The organism is Paenibacillus sp. FJAT-27812 (assembly GCF_001273905.1).
Classification (GTDB): Bacteria; Bacillota; Bacilli; order Paenibacillales; family Paenibacillaceae; genus Pristimantibacillus.
On record NZ_LIGH01000001.1, the window covers coordinates 6085279 to 6105857 of the forward strand.

Sequence of the window (20579 nt, forward strand, 5' to 3'; positions counted from 1 at the left end):
CATGACTTTGTTCCCTGCATTTATTATAGGCTTCGGGAGAAAACGGTTTCAATTTCACTATTTTTACTTTGCTTTCACTTTTTTTACCTATCGTGAGTTTCGGTACTCTTGAGGGGATAAACCCGTCATTTTTTTAAAAAAGGTCGTGAAATAAGAAGGCGAATCAAAGCCTGTCCTAATCGCAATTTCATTGAGCTTCAAGGTTGTCGTCATCATCAGGTCAATCGCGACATTCAGCTTCGTGGATTGAATAAACTCGAGCAAATTATGCCCCGTGCTTTTCTTGTAATATCGGGACAGATAAGAGGGATTAAAATGCACCTCATCCGCAATGGCCGTTAAGGATACATCCCCCGATAAATGCTTATTTACGAATTGGTGGATTTGTTCAATCAGTAATTTCGTGAATTCATCCTGCTCCATCCCCCCGCTATTGCACAGCGCAGTTTCATAACCGGAGGACTTTTCCAGATCAACAATGACCATATTTTGCCCGAGCTGAACTCTTTTCTGAATCATGGCGCGAACGGCTTCCGCTTGCTGATGGATCACGTCCCATTTCCCCATCAAATTTCCTGAAATGCCAAATGAGACAGAAGCGTCCAGCACCTCTTCACATTCGTTTTGTACCAGCTCAAGAATACCTTTCATATAAGAAACAAAGCCCTGCCAATCCCGTTCCGCATCGGATCGTTCATTGGCAAAACGGTTCAATAAATCTTCATCCGGTTGAATAAGCCACGCTAGCACACACCCGTCATAAACGGCTTTCTCGCTTGTTATAGACGATGGCAAATGATTGTCAAATATCCGCTCTACCGATTGCAGCACCTTTAACTGGTGGACATCCAGCCGATCAACCTGTCCAACGACAAACAAGGAAGGACGGTCAAACAAGATGTTAAAATCCACCTCCGCATAAAGCGGATCGGTCAATAGCGAATTGATCGGTTCTCCGCTCAGCATGGCTTCCATCAGCTGTTTTTTAAGAAAAGGCTCGGCGATTTGAAGATGCCTTTGCGCCTTTTCCTGATGAAGCCTTTGGCGTTTCTCATCGTCCAGTTTATGAATAGCTCCCTTCACCGCTTGAAATATCGGCTCCATCCCTTCCGTTTTCAGAATGTAGTTTTCTACATTTTTGCGAATCGCTTCATACACATAATCAAATTCACTGTATCCCGTGAGAAAAATAATTCGGCATGATGGCCAATAATAGACCATATCATCGACTAACTGCAGCCCGTTTTTCTGCGGCATCCGAATATCGCTCACCAATATGTCCAGTTTCATTTTTTTCGCGATCTCAAGCGCTTCGCTTGCGGAATACGCCTTGCACACATCTAGTTCAAAATCCGGATTTTGCTGAAAAAGCTGCACTAAACCATTTACAATGACCGGCTCGTCATCCACGATTAATAATCGGTACATATTCATTCTCCTTTGTTCCTCAGATGGATAATAAGCTCTACTTTTAAGCCGCCGTATTGGCTTCGAGAGACGAACAAGCCGCTCCCCGCGCCATATATGAGTTCCAGCCGATTGCTGACATTAATTAATCCCGTCTTTTCAACTTGCTTCGTTTTCACCTCTAGCTGCTCCTGCAGCTGCTCCATTTTGTCGTCGGTTAACAATTGACCGTTGTCTTCAACTGTGATGCGAACCGTCTCGTCCTCATAGCTAGCGCCGATATAGACAACACCCTGATTCGTGCCATCTTCAAAAGCATGATCAAACACATTTTCAACGATTGGTTGAATGATGAGCCTAGGCACGTAAACGGTATGCAGCCGATCGGATATGTCCGTATATTCATACGAGATCCGATTAGAGAAGCGGATGCATTGGATCTCGCAATAATCAAGCGCATGCTGGAACTCTTTGTCCAAGAGCACTTCATCTGAGCCGCTTCTTGTAATGTATTGATAGTAGCTTCCAAGCTTCTGAGAGAGCTCCGCCGCGCTGTCCGAATCGCCTACTTTACACATCATATAAATATTAAAGAAGCTGTTATACAGAAAATGCGGATTGATCTGAGACTGCAGCTGCTTAAGCTCCGAGTGCTGCAGCGCGATTTTTTGCTCGTAATTTTCCTCTATCGAGGTTTTCAATCTGTGCGCCATCCGGTTAAAGCTTTGAAATAAATAATGAAATTCATCCTTGGTCTTGGATTCAATGACTAAGTTTAAATTGTCGGTTTCGATCATTCGAAATGCCTTGCGTAAATTGGATAACGGACGGTGGATCATGACATTTACCGATAAGGAATACAGTACCAGTATGAGAATTGTAATGCCGAACAAGAAGTAATACAACGTATAAAACTGGCTGAGCGGCCTAGTAATTTCATTCTGATTCACATACATAATTAACGACAGATTTAAAGAACTGACAAAATTATGCGTAATAAAATAATTAATGCCGTCCACCTTTTTAATACCCGAGACGCTCTCCACATGATCGCTTTGTTCATGAACCAGCTGCTGCTCAATCTTGCTCGCATGCTCGTTTTGTGACGTGGATAAAATGCTTCCCAGCCCCTCGCTCCCTAGCAAAACCTCGGATTCCTGATACAAGGTGGCAATTTGATTCAGCTCTTCGAGCAGCTTTGTTTGGGAAATCTCAATGTATGACCAAATATTGTTCAACGACTCAATAAAGAAAATCCGATCGCCGACCCTGTAAAAGGAAGGTTTTTCAGTGCTCTCCAATAGCGATGATATGAGCTTATATTCCTCATTCGGAGTATCCGTAACGCCGGTCATGCTCGAAATGGTTTTGCCGACTGACGCAACATAAGTACCTGCGTTAACGACGTAATCACTGGCGTTCAGGATTGGATTTAACCGATCCCTCACTTGTTCGATTAATTTGACCTCATCATATTTCGCCAGGCTTCTTCCTCTGAAGCTTAGCTTCTGTAAATCGTCGCCATTTAGAAACTGCAATTGCTGGTTGCGGATAAAATACATTTCTTTATCCAATTGCTTAGCATAAAACGACGCCCCTGCAGCGGCTGAATCCAATATCGTATTTTTCGAAAAAGACATCCCTTTGTAATTCACCAAAATGTTCATCGTAATGAGCGGAACAAGAAACACGATAAATACGATGACTATTTTCTGGTAAACGAACCACTTTGCTTTGCCGGCAGCCTGCAATTTCATATGAAACCTCCATCAACATCTTAATTTGACCGAATTTCCCCATTTAGGTTGATCAGGAGAATGTAAACGCTTACTGTTTAGTTGGAAATACTCTAGTTAGTTTCTTCTAGAAGAAGGGCATCCCCTTTTTTAAGCTTTCATTTTTGTTTGAAGCATGGAGATATTAATCAAATACCACAGTCAAATCTATTAAACTATGAATATAGTAAATGAACTTATCAAAAGGAGGCGATCGGAATGGGATATTGTAAATGCAATCATAAAGAGAAACAAAAAGATGTAAAAGTCGTGTTTGTGAAGCCTGGTCAAAAAGTTCTTATTATCGGTAAAAAACATCAGCGCTCATGTAAACATTATTTCTAATTTCTTAGGGTGCTTGCTCATGCGAGCTCTCCTACATACTTGTATATGCATGATAAGATGAGCTGTATTATTTGTTATAAACGCTTTATTACTATAAAAGGTTTATCACAAAAAAACCACCCCTAAGGGTGGCTAACACTCTGTATGCCTTACGAAGCAACCTCTCATTCTACATTAACTTAATACCCTTTAAGCTCCAAAGCTATTTCCAGATTGCTGGCTAACAGCAGATGAAAGAAGCTTTTTCCCCATTAGCCATACCGCCAATCCTGTTCCCCATAAAATCAAGGCAGAACCGAGACCAACAATGGACATATACGCAAGAATCTGATGATCCCCAGCGGTCAGCGTTTCAGGAGCGAACAGCCATGTGCCTACCGCAAGCAAGCAAAGCAAAGAGCCCGTTATGTAATACAGCTTAACTCGAAATAAGGGCGCCAGCGGAAAAAAATGAACGCCAACTATAATGGCAATAAGTATGGGAATCAGTTCACTGTGATTCATCATATTGCATATGGCAACCGCTATAAAAATGGCGACGCCCTCAGCCGCGAATATGAGGTTAAACGTCTTCTTGTTTGGTTTGCCGAAGCCGGAATCTGACTTTGAGCCTTGATTCGCTAGCTTTTTTGAAGCACGTATAAGTGCTCCTGCTCCAACCAACAAGGAGACGCCAATCGCCACCGCTATAATCAACAACCATGCCGTTCCCCAGCCTTGCAAGCCCATAACGCCCGTATACGCCCATAACGTGCCGAACAAAGCCATGAAGATAACGCCCGAAGCCGTCCCTCTTATAGCCGCTCCAGGAACCGTGTTTGATCCATTGCTCATTTTAAAATGATTCCCCTTTCATTTCAGCATTTTGATCTTGTTTATTTTCAGAAAATCTTTTTCATGCAAATGCTATCATCACTATTTACATACGGCTCATAATTTTCAATCCGTTCAAATCCGAATTTATAATAGAGTGCAACGGCTTCAGGATTGTTCGTGCCGGTTTCCAATATCGCGCCTGCTTTCCCTTCTTCCAGCGCCCATGCTTCAAGCTCCAATAAGATGGCTTTGGCGATGCCCATTCCCCTATTTTCTGCCATGACGAACATTCTTTTTATTTCAATTATGCTTTCATTCTCGGTGACTCTATAGCAGCCGCATCCAGCGGCATTGCCATCATCGTAAGCAACGATTACATTTGCGTCTAATTTAACGTGATTGAAGGCGACGAAATTTTGTTGTGTATCCGGGTATCGAATCCACAAATCTTTATCCAGCAATTCGATTAAACGGCAAAAATCCGGATCATTTGAAGTCGTTCTTTTTAAGCTAATCATACAAACCTCCGTTGCATTACTTGTTATCGATTCTTTTCCTAATCAAAATATTACCATAAATATTCGGCACAAACGAAACATAAGCGTCACAATTAACGCGAAAATAGCTCGTTCGAGTCATTATAGGGTTGTGCCCTTTCCTCCTATAATGATGAGAAGATCGTTAGAATCGAAAGGAGACTAAAACATATGCTTTATTGGTTTATTTTAGGCGGGTTATTTTTAGCTGGCGGGGCCTACGTGATGCTGAATGGAGCAAAGCTGGTCCAAGAAGATAATAGACTGCAGGACAAGGCGGCACAGTCCTATTCAACTGGGATGCAAGAGAATTCACCCACATGACAACTAAGAAAATAAGCCCCTTTCTTATCGCGGTTATTGTACTGCTCATTGCGATGGCTGCTTACTTATTTTATACGCTTCAAAGCAGCGGCAGCAAGCTTCCGATCGTCAAAGAGGCACCTGATTTCACGCTGCAAGAGCTAGACGGCTCCAATTTTGAGCTCAAAGGCAACCAAGGCAAAGTTATGCTTATCGAGTTCATGTTCACGAGCTGTCCCGACATCTGCCCGGTTACCACGTATAACATGGTGCTGCTTCAGGATGAGTTAAAAAAGCAAGGCAGCTTTGGCAGCAAGGTGCAGTTTGCCTCCGTCACCTTTGACCCCAATACGGATACGCCTGACGTTTTGCGATCATACGGACAGCGTATGGGAATCGATCAAGCGGGCTGGAAGCTGCTGCGTGGAGACGAAGCTTATACGATCGAGACGGCCAAACAATATGGCATCGCTATCCAAAAGCTAGACGATGGCCAGTTCGTTCATACGGTTACTTCCCTCATGCTCGTCGATGCCAAGCAGCAAATTCGCAAGGTTTATCGCATGGGTGACGAAATGGACAACTCGCTTGTTTTAAAAGATATTAACACCCTTTTAAAAGAAAAATAATATTCATCAATGTAGCAAGCTTATTGCCAATTAGAGCCGTCCAACCAAGTGAATCAAGCTTGGGGACGGCTCTTTCCATTCGCCGGATATATCCGCTGCCAATGTTCAATGAATCGTTACAATTGTCTGTCCTTTTAGCCCTATCGAGCCATATTACGATTACGACTTAAAGGGCATAATAATCCAAGATCCTTTTTTCAAAGCTAAGGTCCAGCATAGTTTGTGAAATACATCACATAATTCGAAAGGTAGTGAAGGTATGAATTCGAGTAAAAATAATCGTTCCAGTCGGCAGGAGCGAAAATTGATAATGTTATGCGCGGTCGTAGCGATGCTCATGCTGTTATCGATCATTCGCAAGTTCATGGGTTAAGGTCAATTGCCATAATGAAACCCTATCCATTAAATCTTCGAAGGAGTGAATGTCATGCTTTTAAACGGATATGATCCCGTTATTTTCAGCCGTATTCTAACCTCTTTGACTTTGGGCTTTCATATCATCTATGCAACGATCGGTGTCGGCGTCCCGCTGATGATTGCGCTGGCTGAATGGATCGGCATTAGGCGAAACGACTTTCATTACCTGCTTCTCGCTCGGCGCTGGGCGCGCGGATTCGTCATCACCGTTGCAGTCGGCGTGGTAACAGGGACTGCGATTGGGCTTCAGCTAAGCTTGTTATGGCCAAGCTTTATGAGAGTAGCGGGGCAATCGATCTCATTGCCGCTATTTCTTGAAACTTTCGCTTTCTTCTTCGAGGCGATCTTTCTTGGGATCTATCTCTATACATGGGATCGCTTCAAAAATCGGATGACGCATTTCTGGCTGTTGATTCCCGTCGTCATAGGCTCATCCGCATCTGCTTTTTTCATCACTATCGTAAATGCGTTTATGAATTATCCAGTTGGCTTCACTTTAACCAATGGCGAAATAACGGATGTGAATCCGATTGCAGCCATGCTAAGTCCAGCGATGCCAACTAAAGTAGCCCACGTCCTCTCCTCTGCCTACTTGACCTGTGCATTCGTACTGGCAGCAATCACGGCTTGGTCGCTCCTTAAAGGAAAAAACCATGTTTATTATAAGAAGGCTTTGAAGCTTACTATGGTTTGCGCTTTTGTATTCATGGTATCCACGGCGCTTATCGGTGATTTATCGGGCAAATATCTCGCCAAATACCAGCCGGAGAAGCTTGCTGCAACGGAATGGCATTTCGAAACGATGGGCAAAGCGCCGCTTGTGCTCGGGGGCGTGCTTACCGAAGACAATGAGGTTCGTTTTGGACTCAAAATCCCCTATGGGCTTAGCATCCTTGCCCATAGCAATCCCTTTGCGGAGGTGATCGGGCTAAATGAATTCCCGGAGGACGAACGGCCCCCGCTTTGGATTCATTATCTATTTGATATCAAAATGGGCTACGTCGGCTATATGGTGCTCGTCTCCCTTATCTTCCTCGTGGAGATGATCCGAAAAAAAGGAAATACGTACCGTCGCTGGCTATTACGCGCGATTATGCTAGCAGCGCCAATTGCGATACTTACGATTGAGCATGGCTGGATTTTCTCCGAGGTAGGAAGGCAGCCTTGGATTCTGCGCGGCATTATGCGTACAACGGAAGGCGCAACCACATCCAATCATGTTGATTTAATGCTTTTGCTATTTGCATTGTTATATCTTGTGCTAGGGGTTTCCTCGGTTCGGGTGCTGCTTAAAATGTTCCGAAACAATCAAGCCGAGGATGAAATAGCTAATTTTGAAAAGGAGGCTTCCGCTAAACGATGAGCTACGAGGTCATTGGCATTACCGTGCTTTGGACATTTCTGTTCGGTTATCTCATCATTGCTTCTATTGACTTCGGTGCCGGTTTTTTCAGCTACTACAGCTCGATTACAGGAACGAGACATTTGATTCACTCGATCATCGACCGTTATCTCTCTCCGGTGTGGGAGGTTACGAACGTTTTCCTCGTTTTCTTTTTTGTCGGGTTTATCGGCTTTTTTCCGGATACGGCCTATTATTACGGGACTGCCTTGCTCATTCCGGGCAGTGTTGCGATTGTGCTGCTTGCCATTCGCGGCGCTTATTATGCTTTTAACCATTACGGCTCACGCAGCAGAAAAATATATACGCTCATGTACGGCGCAAGCGGCCTGCTTATTCCTGCAGCCTTATCCACCGTACTGACGATATCGGAAGGCGGATATATCGAGGTAACGAAGGAAGGCAAAGTCATATTTCTAGTCCGTGAGCTGTTTACCAGCAGCTACTCATGGTCAGTCGTTTTGCTCGCGCTCGTCAGCGTACTCTATATTTCGGCTATGTTTCTAAGCTTTTATGCCCATAAAGCGGGAGACGCCCCGGCATTCCAGATCGTTCGGAAGTATGCGCTTGTGTGGAGCTTGCCGACAATATTGAGCAGCCTTCTCGTCTTTTTTGCCATACATGGCCATAACCTTGAGCATTTCGAGAAAATGATGGACCGAGCGTGGATGTTCGGGCTCTCCTTTCTTTTTTTTATGCTTGCTGTCTATTTCGTTTGGAAAAAGCAGAGGCTCGGCTTATCGTTCATCTTCGTTATTTTGCAATTTGCTTTCGCGTTTTATGGATACGGCTCTGCGCATTTGCCTTACATTCTGTATCCTTATTTGACCATACACGACAATTTCACAAATGAATCGATGGCCATTGCGCTTATCACTGCTTTTGTGCTCGGTCTGCTGCTCTTGATTCCTTCACTCTACCTGCTGATGAGACTGTTTCTATTTAACACCAATTACGTCAAAGGCAAATGAAAACTCAAATTGAAGGCTGGTGTTACGCATGGAGTTTTTCTTAATTATGATTGCCCCGCTGTTAATCGTAGGCATGGCGATAGCATTCCTTTTCCTATGGGGCGCCAAAGGCCAAACGTCACCCAAGAAATAAGGTGCAGCAATAAGCTAACTGGAAGTATAGTCGAAAAAGGAAATTAAAAATAAATCTCGAATATCTTATGTAATCGGATAGCTAAAAACGTGATGACAGACAGGAGTTAGATGCCATGATAAAAGGTTTCGGAGGAATATTTTGGAGAACTAACAATCTTGAAGTTACAAAGAAATGGTACAGTGAAGCGTTGAAGATTGAAATCGGAAATTGGAATGGGACGATCATAAAACCCCAATTAGGAAATGAGACTATCTTTTCTTTCTTTACCGAGAATGACCGTTATTTTCCGACAGAACAACAAGTGATGTTAAATTTCCAAGTGCATAATCTAGACGAGACTATTCAGCATCTTGAGCATATTGGTGTACCTCTTGCAAAGAAACAAGAGATCAGTGAATATGGAAAGTTTATTTGGATTGAAGATCCTGACGGTCGACTGGTCGAGCTCTGGGAGAAGTAACGCGTTGTAATTCAATTGCTATTTAAGTAACGGGAAACGTTTGTTCAATAAAGACAGCGGCGGGCCAAGACTTTATTTTTCAAGTCTTGGTCCTCCGCTGTTTCATTTTTACGATCAGTTATGCTCCGCAAGCCATGTAGCTAGACTTTGTATTTCTTCAGCCGAAATGCTTTTTCCGAATTTCGGCATACCCTTGCGGCCATTCGAGACGATTTCGATTATTTCATCCTCCGTTAGTCTGGCTCCAACCTTCTGCAAGTTCGGGCCGGCTCTTCCCTGCAGCTCGTTGCCATGGCAAGAAATACACATTTTCTTGTATAGCGCCTCCCCTTCGCTGCTCTCCACGCTCTCGCCTTCACCTTTGCCGCTAGCCGGCTTATCGCCGGTCGTTGCCTCCCCGCAAGCGGAGAGCAATAATACAAACGAAATAACAGATAATGCCGAAACATATTTTAATTTACGCATAATCAAATAACCTCCTACCGTTAATAATATCCTCGTTCATAAGCATATCTGGCAAGCTGGACCCGGTTTTCCAAATGCAGCTTTTGCAAAATATTTTTCAAATGATTTTTGACCGTATGCTCAGAAATAATCAGCTCCGCAGCGATATCCCGGTTCAACATCCCGCTTGCAACCAACGATAAAATTTCTTTCTCTCTTGCGGTTAACGGGGATTCCTCAACCTTTGGTTTTTCGATTCGGGAAAATTCGCTTAAAAGGCGCTGGGCAAGCTCCTGCGACATCGGCGCCTCGTCAAATGCGACCGCTCTTAAATATTCCAGCCATGCGCTCGGATTCAAGTTTTTGAGCAAATATCCTTGCGCTCCCTTCTTAAGGGCCTCAAACAGATGACTTATATTATCGGACACCGTTACCATCACGATTTTCACATAAGGGAACTTTGATTTGATTTCCTTCGTTGCTTCCAGACCGCCCTTGTTCTTCATGTTAATGTCCATTAAAATCATATCCGGCATAACCTGCTCCGTCCAAAAAATAGCTTCCTCGCCGTTTTGCGCTTCTCCTACGATTTCAAACAAGGAATCCCCGCTAAGAATTTCCTTCATGCCTTCTCTCGCATGGGGATGGTCATCTACGATTAGGACACGTACCGATTGTTGGTTCATCGCTGCTCCACCTGCCTTTTCTTTAAGACTGACAGTGTTGTTCTGCCCGATTCTCTTCTCAAATCCAGCTCCCAGCCCAGTTCAAACGTTTTTTCCTTTAAAAATTTCAAACCATAGCTGCCTTCCTTCAACAAAGGATTGCCGGCAAACCCTAAGCCGTTATCCGTAATCACGCATCGCCAGCCCGCTTCCCTCGTCTCTAAACGAATACGAATATGATTCGCTTCTTCCGCATGTTTTCTAATATTAAGCAAGCCTTCTCTAAGAAACTCGTACAAGCCTAGCTTTTCTTTCACGGTCAAATCAATCTCTGTTATTGGCCATTTGTACTCGACTTTTACCTTTGAATCCAGATGCATCTCATTGATAAGATCGCTGATTGAATTTTCCCAAGGCACGGTTACGGCTTCTGGCGGATATTTTAAATGGGCGATCGATTGGCGCACATATTCATTCACTTCAAGCACGGTTTTCTTTATGGAAAGCAGCTGTTCATTTTGTTCCTTGTTTTGGTTAACCTGATCTAGCTTGACAGAGACTAAAAATAAGGACTGCGCTATGCCATCATGCAGCTCCTTAGCAAGATTTTCACGCTCCTGCAGCGCCGCCTGCAGCTGCTTCGAATGCTGCAGCTCTGCTTGAATCGTTTCCAAAATAGCAAAAAGCTTTGTTAAGAGGAGCAATGTGATTAGAAACACAATTAACGGCGACAGCCAATTGCCAGCGTCCATGGATAGATAGGGAAGCAGGTATTCATGCCGGACGAACTCCCAAATCCAGATCGTTAATGTTGGGATAATAAGAATTAACCATTTGATTTGTTTATACAGCTCCAATAGCCTCCTTTGCGAATCGATGACATTCTTCGCTTGCGCTAAAGCTATTGTCTCTTATTCCCCCATGATCGCACATGACTCGTTAGAGCTACTTGATAAATAATGCTCCTTAACAAGGCTCAAATGTCACAAATCATCCACTGGTGCAGATAAACAAAAAAACCACCCCGCGGGGTGGCCAACATTTTTCAGCATCATGTTTAATAGCCTATAAGCTTAATTTCATGCCCTCGTGGCTGGAAACAAATCCTAATCGGTCATAAAATCGATGGGCATCGCTGCGTTTTTTATCCGTGGTTAATTGGACGAGTCCACAGCCGCTTTCCTTTGCGATATTGATAGCGTAGCGAAAAAGAGCTTCTCCAATACCTTTACTCCGATATTGCTTATCCACACGAACTCCCTCAATTTGAGCTCTTTTCATTCCGAGTCGGGCAAGTCCCGGTATGAAGGTAAGCTGCAGGCAGCCAATGACCTCTTCGTTTTCTACGGCAACTACAATCGAATTTCCATCCTGCTTTTGGATTTCCGAGAAAGCATCTATGTAAGCTTGCGGCAGTGGCAATTCATATTGTTCCCGGCTTACTCCCAGCTCATCATCAACCAATAAACGCACAATTCCTTCAAGTTCATTAATTGTAGCAGTTCTAATGTTCAAACGTATCGCACCTCTTCGCATTTCATAATATTCATTAGCATTTGACTGGCGAAAATAATTCATAGCTAGTACATCGTTCATTTCGTAAAAGGGTGGGCAGTATCTCCATTTTACCAAAGAACGGTTTCTTTTTGTTCACTTTCAGATTAACAGTGCTGATTATATCGTACTATGGAAATCCGCTCGCTGTGAAAAAAAAGAAAGGTCTCGAAAGGTCATTGCAGACCTTTCGAGACCTTTCGATACACCTTGCATTATTGCAGAATCGTCCTTGCAATAAACGCTAGATCAGCAATATCAATGATACCGTCATGGTTAACATCAGATTTTTTGATCAAATGCCAATCCGGGCTCGTCGAATTTTTGCCGTAGCTGGCCGCTACAATGGCGAGATCGCCAATGGTCACTTTTCCATCTACGTTAATATCTCCCGACACGGCAGGATTGACCGCATTTTTAAAGGTTTGCAGCGCTTGATTAAGAATGCTCACAGCTTGATCAATTGCGGCTTGGCTAGTTGCGCTGTCCGATACCGCTTTGGCTGCATCGATCGCCGCTTGCATCGTTGCTTTGGAACCGAGAGGGTATTGTCCCGGCGCACTGCCTTCTGCCGCGGCATCCACAGCAGCCTGTGCTTGAGCAATTAACGCATTTAATGCTTCTTTGTTCAAATCAACAGTGCCAGTGACTCGAACGTTATACGTGACAGGAGCGAGTGGCGTCTCCACGCCCGCAGCATTCGCAATTAACGCCTTCGTGAGTGTAACACTTGTTTTCGCTGTCTCTTTGAGCGCCTTCCAGTTAAGTTTAATCAGATCCCCATCGGTCGTAACGGCGTTATCTTCCCCTTGGCTTGCCACTAGCATACGTACTTGGCCAGGGACATCCGTATTGAATTCAACGACCATAAGACCTTCCTTTAACGATTGGGCTGAAACAAATTCCAACTTATCGGAATCATAGTTGAATATTAGATCCTGAGCAAAAATAGCGTCATCCGCGCCCGCCGATACATGGGTTAGTCCATAGTTCACTTCGACGTTGCCGCCAAGCTGAACTTGAGCTGAACCTGTTAGCGTACCTGCTAAATCGCCTTCGACAGGAGAAGTTTGATTTGGAACATCCGCTTTATACATCGTCACAAAGTCCAAGTTCAGATCGCCTATACTATCCGAATCAATACGGTAGCTGATCACATTTTTGCCCGCTTCTAGATCCAATCGCTCGGAACCTGTAAACCATTCATCCCAGCTGATTGCCGTTTTATCCGGTGCGATTGTTTTTACGTGCTTGCCATTTACATAAACATTGATTTTGGCTCTCGCAGGCAGCTGCGTAGTAGGATTATTTGTGGATTCCCCGTCCACTTGTACACCATAAGCATATCTCACGCCTACGATATAATCGCCTGCTTCCTCTGCATTTACAACAAAGCTTGCTTCAGTACCTGCTTTTTTGGGTAAGTGAATATAGCCTGTTCCTTGGTAATTTTTATGGCTATTGTCTTTTGTAATCTCACCATATAGAATAGCATCCTCTGCTTGATACATGTCCCCAAGTCCCAAGTCGCCGGAAGGCAGCTGCTGCCATACATAAGGAGAAACCGGCTGGCCGAAATGTGGCGTTCCATCGGCATTCCAGCCTATTTTCTTAATATTGACTTGGCGCCACCAGTTACGTCCCGTATCTTGATAGACACGAGAATGATAAATCATCCAGTCTTCCTTGCCGTCAGCCGATTTGACAAAACCTGCTCTCGCTGGACCAGATACATCGCCGGTTGCAACGAACACATCATTTGTGCGAGTCCACGAGCTTGGCTTCAAGAAGTCCCCGTCCGTATTCGTAAAATATGATAATCGATAACCGTCGGAAGCATAGTCGCCTTCTGACATCGTAATAAATACTTTTCCGTCTCTTTGCAGAACGCGCGGACCTTCCCCGCCGCCACCCGGCAAAAACGAGCGGTCTGCCGTAATCGTATACGGGTTATCCATTGGTGCGATTGCGGGTCCAATGGGCTCCCCGGAGCCTAAGGTGCCCCATACCGCATACAGCTTCCCTTTATTTTCAAATACCGTAAAATCGTTTGCTTGTTTATACACGCCGTTTTCGCCTGCATATAATGCGCCTTTATCCACGTATGCCCCTTGCGGGTCAGCGGTTACGGATTCTAATACGGTAGCCATATGCTGATAGCCAAATTCTTTTAAGTCAGCGCAGTAATAAATATACCATTTGCCATCGAAGAAAAAGATTTCCGGTGCGAATATACGAGTTTGGTCACCTTTTGAATCATAGACCATGACCTTCTCGCCCTGATCGATAAGCGTCCTTGATTTCGATACATAAACTTTATTGTTAGAGTCTAAGTTGCTAGAAGACACGAAGTAATAAAAGCCGTCTTTATACGTTACAAAAGGGTCCTGCCCTTGATATAACGGGTTGTTAAATTTATCAGATATAGTCGAGCTCGTAACACCCATCTCTTTCATAAAATCGGAGCGTGCAATAGACAAGCTTTCAATCGCTTCTATTAATAATTGCACCTTTTCCCGATCGCTTATTTCTTTGCCGTCAATCGTGCCAAGCAATTCTTCCGCAATCGTTTTTGCCCCGTTCAAGTTATTTAATGCGCTTTCATTAACTTTGTCGGCAAAATTTCCAGTTAAATAATCGATCTTTTGAATTTCTGCTGTCAAATCGCCTTTTTTAGTTGTGATCAAACGGTCTGGCGGCAAATAAAGGGCTGATTCCGGTACGACTTCTCTGCTCTGGCTTGCGCTCTCCCATTCCATACGAAGCCATGTGCCTCCCCAGCCTTGTAAATATTCGACTTTAATATCGTAATGCTTGCCTGCTTCCAAAGAAACGGGGACGCTCACTTGCGGCTTTTCCCATGTTTGCTGCCAAAAGTCAATGATCAACTCGCCATTAACCCAAAGCCTGAATCCGTCATCGCCTACCATATGGAAAGTATAGTCTTCTGTATATTGGGGTACGATCGTTCCTGTAAAACGTGCCGTATTATAGTCGGGCGATCCAGTCAGTTGGTTGAAAATGCTTCCAAAAGAATCACCATTTAAATTAGCGACCGCTCTTTCCCCCCGAAAATCGTCAAAGGTAAATACCGAAATATCTTCACGATTATTAGGGTTTTTTACACATTTAAAAAATTCGCCTAACAATCCATGACCATCCATATTAGGATCAGCGGCATGGGCATTCGTAGGCAGGTTAATCATGCCTGCAAATAAGATGATGGCCATGAATATTCCTAAAATCTTTTTCATCGTTGTTCCTCCTAATCACTCATGTTCTATCGGTAAAACGCTTATGTATCACTGTTTTTTTCCTTATACGATTTCCTCCTTATTTAACTGTGTGCCTAAAGCTTATCACCTTTTTAAAATTATATATTTGTAATATCCCGACCTTTTTTACGATTTTCTATCCTTTTTTTCAAGCAAAAAAAGAACAGAGACTTTAACGTCCTGTTCATCATGATATAAGCTCATTCTATAGGCTAGCGCTCTGTCCCTTTATATTTGCCGGTATTCATTAAATGGATATCCACATGAATGTCACCTATCGAACCATCGGTCAAAAAAAACGGATTCGCACGGGACAAACGATGAAACTCGGAAGGATCGGAACGATACAGCGACTCCCGCAGCCGGAAAGGATCGCATTTAACCTTAATCGCTTTGAGATGAGTGGTTATAATCTCCTTGCGAATCGTTTCAATTGCTTGCCGCTTCAATTGATCCATTGGAACATCCTGCAGCAGCTCAATCACGTAACCCTTGGCATCCACTTCTATATTAAATTTAACATCTCCTTTGACGCTTGCCGGTTGAATGACCATTTTAGGAGTCATACACATAATGACGGCTGCTGGCGACCCATTAACGTCCACTTGAAGCGGCATTCGCTCCAGCTTTACTTCTGCCCACCTCATTCCTTGCAAATCTTTCTCGGACATCCATCCAATCATTTTATTTTTTTGAAAAAAATAGCCGCCGGATAAGTTGAACAGCGGCTTAGCCTTTTTATCCTCGGTCCAATCTTTGGCATCAATATCGATGGATGGGATCAAGCCCGGTTCGCCCGGTTCATTCAAATTTGCAATGATGCGATTGCCTGTCACCGGCATAATGATCGAGTATGGTGAATCAGACTGCATCGCCGTGAACATAATCGTAGAAAGCGGCGATAAATTCAGCAGCGATTTTTGCGTTAAGATTTCCGGAAGCTCCCGTTTTGTACCATAGATCAAAATGTTGTACCGCACTTCCCTATACCGATTAATTGCGCTGTAAACGGAGGTGACCCCTTTTTTGAGGACAGCTTCCGTCATGACCACCGCATTTACATGCCCCCAAAATACATGCAGCTGGGATGTTCTGCTGATATCCGTTAGCGCCAGTGCCAGCGTATCTCCCTTGCCCTTGCCGACCCAGATCGGAACCGGTTTGCCAATATTGACTTGCTCGCTATGGGAGATATTCGCAAAATTCAAAATTTGAGCGTAAGCGATCCATTTCCCTTTATCAAAGTCAACGCCGATTGCCGTCGCATAGGCCATATTTTGAATTTCCGGCGTCTTCGAGCAGCCATTTAAAATAAGAATGCTGGACAAAAGGATAGCCAAAGTCCGGAACACCTTCATTCCGTATCCTCCTTCTTCCTATCGTTATCGACCGTGTCTAATCCAAGAGGTCTTCTCGATATCAGATCCCATGGCACTCTTAAGAACGAAATGATCATTTCTCTGACTGAAAGCGGTGAGAATGGCGCCAAGTAGCTTACGCCAAACGACTTCAACGAGCCCATGTAACCAACGAGCAAAATCATTCCCAGGATGACACCGTACATGCCCAGAATCGCCGATAAGAAAAAAAAGAACAGTCTCAGAATGCTGACCTGCGTACTTAACGTCTGATTGACCAGCGTCACGCCCGATACCGCCGTAATAGCTCCTACAACCACTACGGATGGGGATACTAGACCTGCGCGAATCGCTGCATCGCCAATAATGAGCCCGCCTATTGAGGTCAGTGTCTGGCCAATTGCGTTCGGAAGCCGTACCCCCGCCTCTCTGAATATTTCAAGCAGCATTAACAGGAGAAACATCTCCATATGCGAAGATAGCGGAAGCCCAAGCCGGGTAACGGAAATGGTCGCCATCATTTGAAACGGAATCTGATCTTGATGGAATGACATAAGCGCAACCCATATCGCGGGAAGGAAGATAGACAGAAATAGGCTGATGCCCCTAATGATTCGTGAGAAAGAAACGTATGCATAGTTGAAATGAGCGTCCTCCGGCGATTTTAAAATAAAGGTTAATCCCGCCGGCGCAATTAGCACCATCGGCAATCCATCTACAACAAGTACCACTCTGCCCGATAACAAGCTTTGAACGGCATAATCCGGCCTTCCCGTAAAATCCATAATGGGCAATAGCTTGAATTTGGAATCGGACAACATTTCCTCCAAATGGCTGATGCTGAATACCCCATCAATATCGATCTTATTTAGGCGGCTGCGCACCTCGTTCAAAATGGCGGGATTAATGATGTCATAAAAATAGAGAATGCCGATCTGCGTCTTTGTTCTCCTTCCCAAAGTAACATTCTCGACATGGAGCGAAGTACTGCGAAGACGTTTGCGGATTAAGGCAATATTGACGGTAATATCTTCAACGAAACCATCTCTTGGTCCCTTGACGGAAATTTCCGTGCTCGATTCATAGGGCTGCCTCGTTGGCCGATCAGCAATGCTCACGTAAGCTACCTTGCTCTCATCTGTAAAAACAAGCAGAAGATTGCCTTGAAAAAGAGACTCCGCTAATGTCTCTGAAGATGCTTCTGCCAATTCCGTTATCGAGAGCGCATTCGACAAATGGGCAATCGGATCATTGAACGAGCCTTGTTCCTTAAATAACCGATTCAGCTCCGGTAAAATGACCCTTCCGATATCCGCAGTATTGCTAAGTCCTTCAGCGTATACGATCACGACTACCGCTCTGCCCTCTTCTCCAAACGGGCAAGCCTGAATTTTTACATCGGAAGATCCCGCGAAGAGCGACGTAATGGTCTCTTCATTCCAGCTCTCTGTTTTTGACTTTATTGGTTCAGTCATGTTTTGCCCTCCTCTGGAGCAGATCCTGCGAACAAGGCGATAATCATCCATACGAAAGAAATGGACAACAAGACAACTAACGAAAGAGGCATATAATAATGAACCATCCACAAATAGAAGGAATATTCGTTCACCGGAAATAGCGACAAAATCATGTAGCTTGCCATAATGGCACAAATAGCGATGTAGCGACTGCGCGCTTGACGAAGCGAAAGCAGCTCAGCAAATAAAAAAACGGATAAGCTTATCCGGATGATTGCACCAGATAGCCACTGGAAGATCGATAGAAAGTCAAGATGCTCGATAAATTGACCAATTTTCACTAGTCTCCACTGCTCGTAAGGTGATGTCGTCTGATGCGCGGCCTCTAACGGCCCAAATTCTGTGATCGCGCCAATAATCGGACCCAGCGATATCACGATTGAGAAAAGTCCATACAGAAGCAATTGCCACGAACGAACTTTCGACTTCAAATGATGCTGAAGCACGATCAAAGCCAATAATTCCACGAAGCCGGCTCCGGAATAAACCATCCCATCCCAAACGGGTTCCCACCCGTTCTCTAATATTGGCCTCAGAAGCGCATAATCTTTCATCGGTGCATTAAAGGTGCTTACAAATATGCCTAGACAGACGACAATCGGCAGCAATACGCCGGCTACGATGGCTATAACTCTTATGCCCCACAAAGTTATGGCTGTACAAAATAACACCAAAGAAATAACTAACAGCATCTTTGGCGTTGATGGCAAATAATTTGTAATATGCCAAGTAGCGGTATGAACGACAGTCATTCCGCCAATCAAATACATTTGTATGCAAACAGGCAAAATGAGCAGCCAGGAGACAAAAGGTGATGTCCTTCTTGATAACCATTTTTTCCATTCCTGCTGTCCAGTACGGTTCATCAGCCACACTAATAATAGAATCCAAATGAGGAAGAACGCTCCGCTAGCTAAAACCGTAATCCATGAATCCCTCTTTGACGCCGATAAAATCATCGGATTTACGATCACATGGCTGGCTAAACCGTTCATCAAAGCAAACATCATAAATACTTGTACAAAATTAATTTTATTGCTCGAAGATATCAATCTTTATCACATCCATATCTGTACAAAGCATGAGCTGCTACTCTATTTTGGTACTTTTTTCATTTTTCTATTCCGATACAGTTGCTTTAGCTTGGAAACGAGCGAAATGCTTCTTCGCACCTGTTAGTCTGCACAGCAAAAAGAGCTGCTGATACGCAGCCCTTACGAATTTGATTTGCCGCAGGCTTCACTCCGGTCCGCAGCAGGAATTTGGTGCTTTTAGTGTGGTCTTAGCTTTTGAAAGGCTGCAAACGCCTGTTTCTGGCAAATGGAGCTTCACGTCGAGCGCGGATTTGTTGTCTCCGGCTAAATAAGCTGCGATACTCCTAACCTGCTCATATCCCGTTGCTAACAAGAAGGTAGGCGCACGTCCATAGCTCTTGGCCCCAACGATATAAAAATGCTGCTCCGGCTGTCTCAGCTCTGCTTCGCCATGCGGCCTTACCGTACCACAGCTATGAATGTTGGGATCGATGAGCTCCGCTAGCTTAGGAACGCATTCAATCGATGAATCCGCTTCGAACCTAAGCTCTCGAAGGAAAGAAAAATCCGGTCTTGCTCCCGTTGCCGCGATAATCTCATCAACACCCTTTATCGAAGCATCGGCTCCAACTATATTTAGCTGATTACCTTCTCTCTCCAGAGCGTGGATATGAAACGGGGTATGCACATTTACAGCACCTTCCCGTACGAGCTGAGACGCGCGCATCCCCAGCTCCCCCCTCGCGGAAAATCCATCATTTTCTCCTCCGCCAAACGCTTCCTCAATCGTTTGTTTCCTTAAAATCCAATGGATCTCCGTAGTTGGGTTCGTTAACTTCAAATGATGGAGCAAAAGAACGGTATGGATAGCCGAGTGTCCGCTCCCTACGACAGCTGCGGTTTTGCCGGCGTAACGTGCAGAATGAGCGCCTTTTAAGTCTGGAATTCCATAATAAATAGATGCGTGCAAATCCATCTCCCTATCTGCATAATCACCGCTGACGCCAACCGGATTAGGCGAGCCCCAAGTTCCCGTAGCATCCATAATCGCGGCAGCCTCCAAACGATTCACGGTACTATTGTGCAGATAGACGACTTCGAAAGGCGCTTTTTCGCGGCCCGAGGTTTTCATCTTATCGAAACCTTTTCGGTGAATGGCAATCACGCGCGATTCTGTTTTCATATGAGGCTGCAACCGAGCTAACTCAGATAAAGGCTTTAAATAATGTACAAACAATTGTTTGCCGGTGGGCAGCTCTTCCGCGGCTGGAGCGCTCCATCCTTCTGCAAGAAGAAGCTCCCTCGCAGCAGAATCGATGTTATATTCCCAAGGCGAGAACATTTGGATATGCCCCCATTCCCGTACGGATGCGCCAACCGATTTCCCCTGTTCCAAAAGAACAAACGGTATTTGTCTTATCGTTAATTGAGCTGCGGCTGCCAGAGCTATTGGCCCGCCTCCGATGATGGCTACCGGTAATTGATTTTTCATATAAATGCCTCCAATGATTTAATTTTATTTGCATATTGCAAGT

19 protein-coding genes are annotated in these 20579 nt (G+C 44.4%); 6 read left to right on the forward strand and 13 right to left on the reverse strand.

The features are described 5' to 3' along the window. Positions 1–87: 87 nt before the first annotated feature. The 4 genes from ADU23_RS26045 to ADU23_RS26060 all read right to left on the reverse strand — a co-directional run bounded on the left by ADU23_RS26045 (position 88) and on the right by ADU23_RS26060 (position 4861). Complete coding sequence (locus ADU23_RS26045; RefSeq protein ID WP_053376420.1) at positions 88–1428, reverse strand: response regulator; 1341 nt, start codon at positions 1426–1428, stop codon at positions 88–90. A 2-nt stretch (positions 1429–1430) separates the two neighbouring features. Continuing rightward, on the reverse strand, positions 1431–3164 hold the full coding sequence (locus tag ADU23_RS26050; protein ID WP_053376421.1) for a sensor histidine kinase: 1734 nt from the start codon (positions 3162–3164) through the stop codon (positions 1431–1433). A 552-nt stretch (positions 3165–3716) separates the two neighbouring features. After that, complete coding sequence (locus ADU23_RS26055; protein WP_053376422.1) at positions 3717–4361, reverse strand: DUF7010 family protein; 645 nt, start codon at positions 4359–4361, stop codon at positions 3717–3719. Between the two features lie 47 nt (positions 4362–4408). Beyond that, positions 4409–4861: a GNAT family N-acetyltransferase gene (locus ADU23_RS26060; RefSeq protein WP_053376423.1), complete on the reverse strand. Its 453-nt coding sequence runs from the start codon at positions 4859–4861 to the stop codon at positions 4409–4411. A gap of 189 nt (positions 4862–5050) precedes the next feature. Here ADU23_RS26060 and ADU23_RS32965 point away from each other — a divergent pair, with 189 nt between their 5' ends. The 6 genes from ADU23_RS32965 to ADU23_RS26080 all read left to right on the forward strand — a co-directional run bounded on the left by ADU23_RS32965 (position 5051) and on the right by ADU23_RS26080 (position 9197). Further along, a complete protein-coding gene (locus ADU23_RS32965) occupies positions 5051–5203 on the forward strand; it encodes a hypothetical protein (protein WP_157265965.1) in 153 nt (50 codons plus the stop codon). Continuing rightward, positions 5200–5811, forward strand: coding sequence for an SCO family protein (locus ADU23_RS26065; protein WP_053376424.1), 612 nt, complete (start codon positions 5200–5202; stop codon positions 5809–5811). Before ADU23_RS32965 ends, ADU23_RS26065 begins: the two co-directional genes overlap by 4 nt. 427 nt (positions 5812–6238) lie before the next feature. Continuing rightward, a complete protein-coding gene (locus tag ADU23_RS26070) occupies positions 6239–7591 on the forward strand; it encodes a cytochrome ubiquinol oxidase subunit I (RefSeq protein ID WP_053376425.1) in 1353 nt (450 codons plus the stop codon). After that, the gene (locus ADU23_RS26075) at positions 7588–8601 is read left to right on the forward strand and encodes a cytochrome d ubiquinol oxidase subunit II (RefSeq protein WP_053376426.1); all 1014 of its coding nucleotides are present in this window, start codon (positions 7588–7590) and stop codon (positions 8599–8601) included. The genes ADU23_RS26070 and ADU23_RS26075 overlap by 4 nt, the downstream gene beginning before the upstream one ends. Before the next feature lie 28 nt (positions 8602–8629). After that, positions 8630–8734, forward strand: a complete 105-nt coding sequence (cydS, locus tag ADU23_RS34365; protein ID WP_442950627.1) for a cytochrome bd oxidase small subunit CydS — start codon at positions 8630–8632, stop codon at positions 8732–8734. Between the two features lie 115 nt (positions 8735–8849). Further along, a complete protein-coding gene (locus ADU23_RS26080; protein WP_053376427.1) occupies positions 8850–9197 on the forward strand; it encodes a VOC family protein in 348 nt (115 codons plus the stop codon). A 114-nt stretch (positions 9198–9311) separates the two neighbouring features. On the opposite strand, the gene ADU23_RS26085 is transcribed toward ADU23_RS26080, so the two are convergent. The 9 genes from ADU23_RS26085 to ADU23_RS26125 form a co-directional block, all read right to left on the reverse strand. Continuing rightward, positions 9312–9662 (reverse strand): c-type cytochrome, encoded by a 351-nt coding sequence (locus tag ADU23_RS26085; RefSeq protein WP_053376428.1) that lies wholly within the window; start codon positions 9660–9662, stop codon positions 9312–9314. Between the two features lie 20 nt (positions 9663–9682). Next, complete coding sequence (locus tag ADU23_RS26090; protein ID WP_053376429.1) at positions 9683–10327, reverse strand: response regulator; 645 nt, start codon at positions 10325–10327, stop codon at positions 9683–9685. Further along, positions 10324–11163: a sensor histidine kinase gene (locus ADU23_RS26095; RefSeq protein ID WP_053376430.1), complete on the reverse strand. Its 840-nt coding sequence runs from the start codon at positions 11161–11163 to the stop codon at positions 10324–10326. The genes ADU23_RS26090 and ADU23_RS26095 overlap by 4 nt, the downstream gene beginning before the upstream one ends. Before the next feature lie 208 nt (positions 11164–11371). Further along, on the reverse strand, positions 11372–11884 hold the full coding sequence (locus ADU23_RS26100; RefSeq protein ID WP_231637533.1) for a GNAT family N-acetyltransferase: 513 nt from the start codon (positions 11882–11884) through the stop codon (positions 11372–11374). Positions 11885–12075: 191 nt separating this feature from the next. Then, positions 12076–15114 (reverse strand): family 43 glycosylhydrolase, encoded by a 3039-nt coding sequence (locus ADU23_RS26105; RefSeq protein WP_053376432.1) that lies wholly within the window; start codon positions 15112–15114, stop codon positions 12076–12078. A gap of 233 nt (positions 15115–15347) precedes the next feature. Beyond that, a complete protein-coding gene (locus ADU23_RS26110; protein ID WP_053376433.1) occupies positions 15348–16493 on the reverse strand; it encodes a Ger(x)C family spore germination protein in 1146 nt (381 codons plus the stop codon). Next, positions 16490–17968 (reverse strand): spore germination protein, encoded by a 1479-nt coding sequence (locus ADU23_RS26115; protein ID WP_053376434.1) that lies wholly within the window; start codon positions 17966–17968, stop codon positions 16490–16492. The genes ADU23_RS26110 and ADU23_RS26115 overlap by 4 nt, the downstream gene beginning before the upstream one ends. Further along, positions 17965–19062 (reverse strand): endospore germination permease, encoded by a 1098-nt coding sequence (locus ADU23_RS26120; RefSeq protein WP_157265968.1) that lies wholly within the window; start codon positions 19060–19062, stop codon positions 17965–17967. The genes ADU23_RS26115 and ADU23_RS26120 overlap by 4 nt, the downstream gene beginning before the upstream one ends. 187 nt (positions 19063–19249) lie before the next feature. Next, positions 19250–20536: an NAD(P)-binding domain-containing protein gene (locus tag ADU23_RS26125; protein ID WP_053376435.1), complete on the reverse strand. Its 1287-nt coding sequence runs from the start codon at positions 20534–20536 to the stop codon at positions 19250–19252. Positions 20537–20579 lie beyond the last annotated feature (43 nt).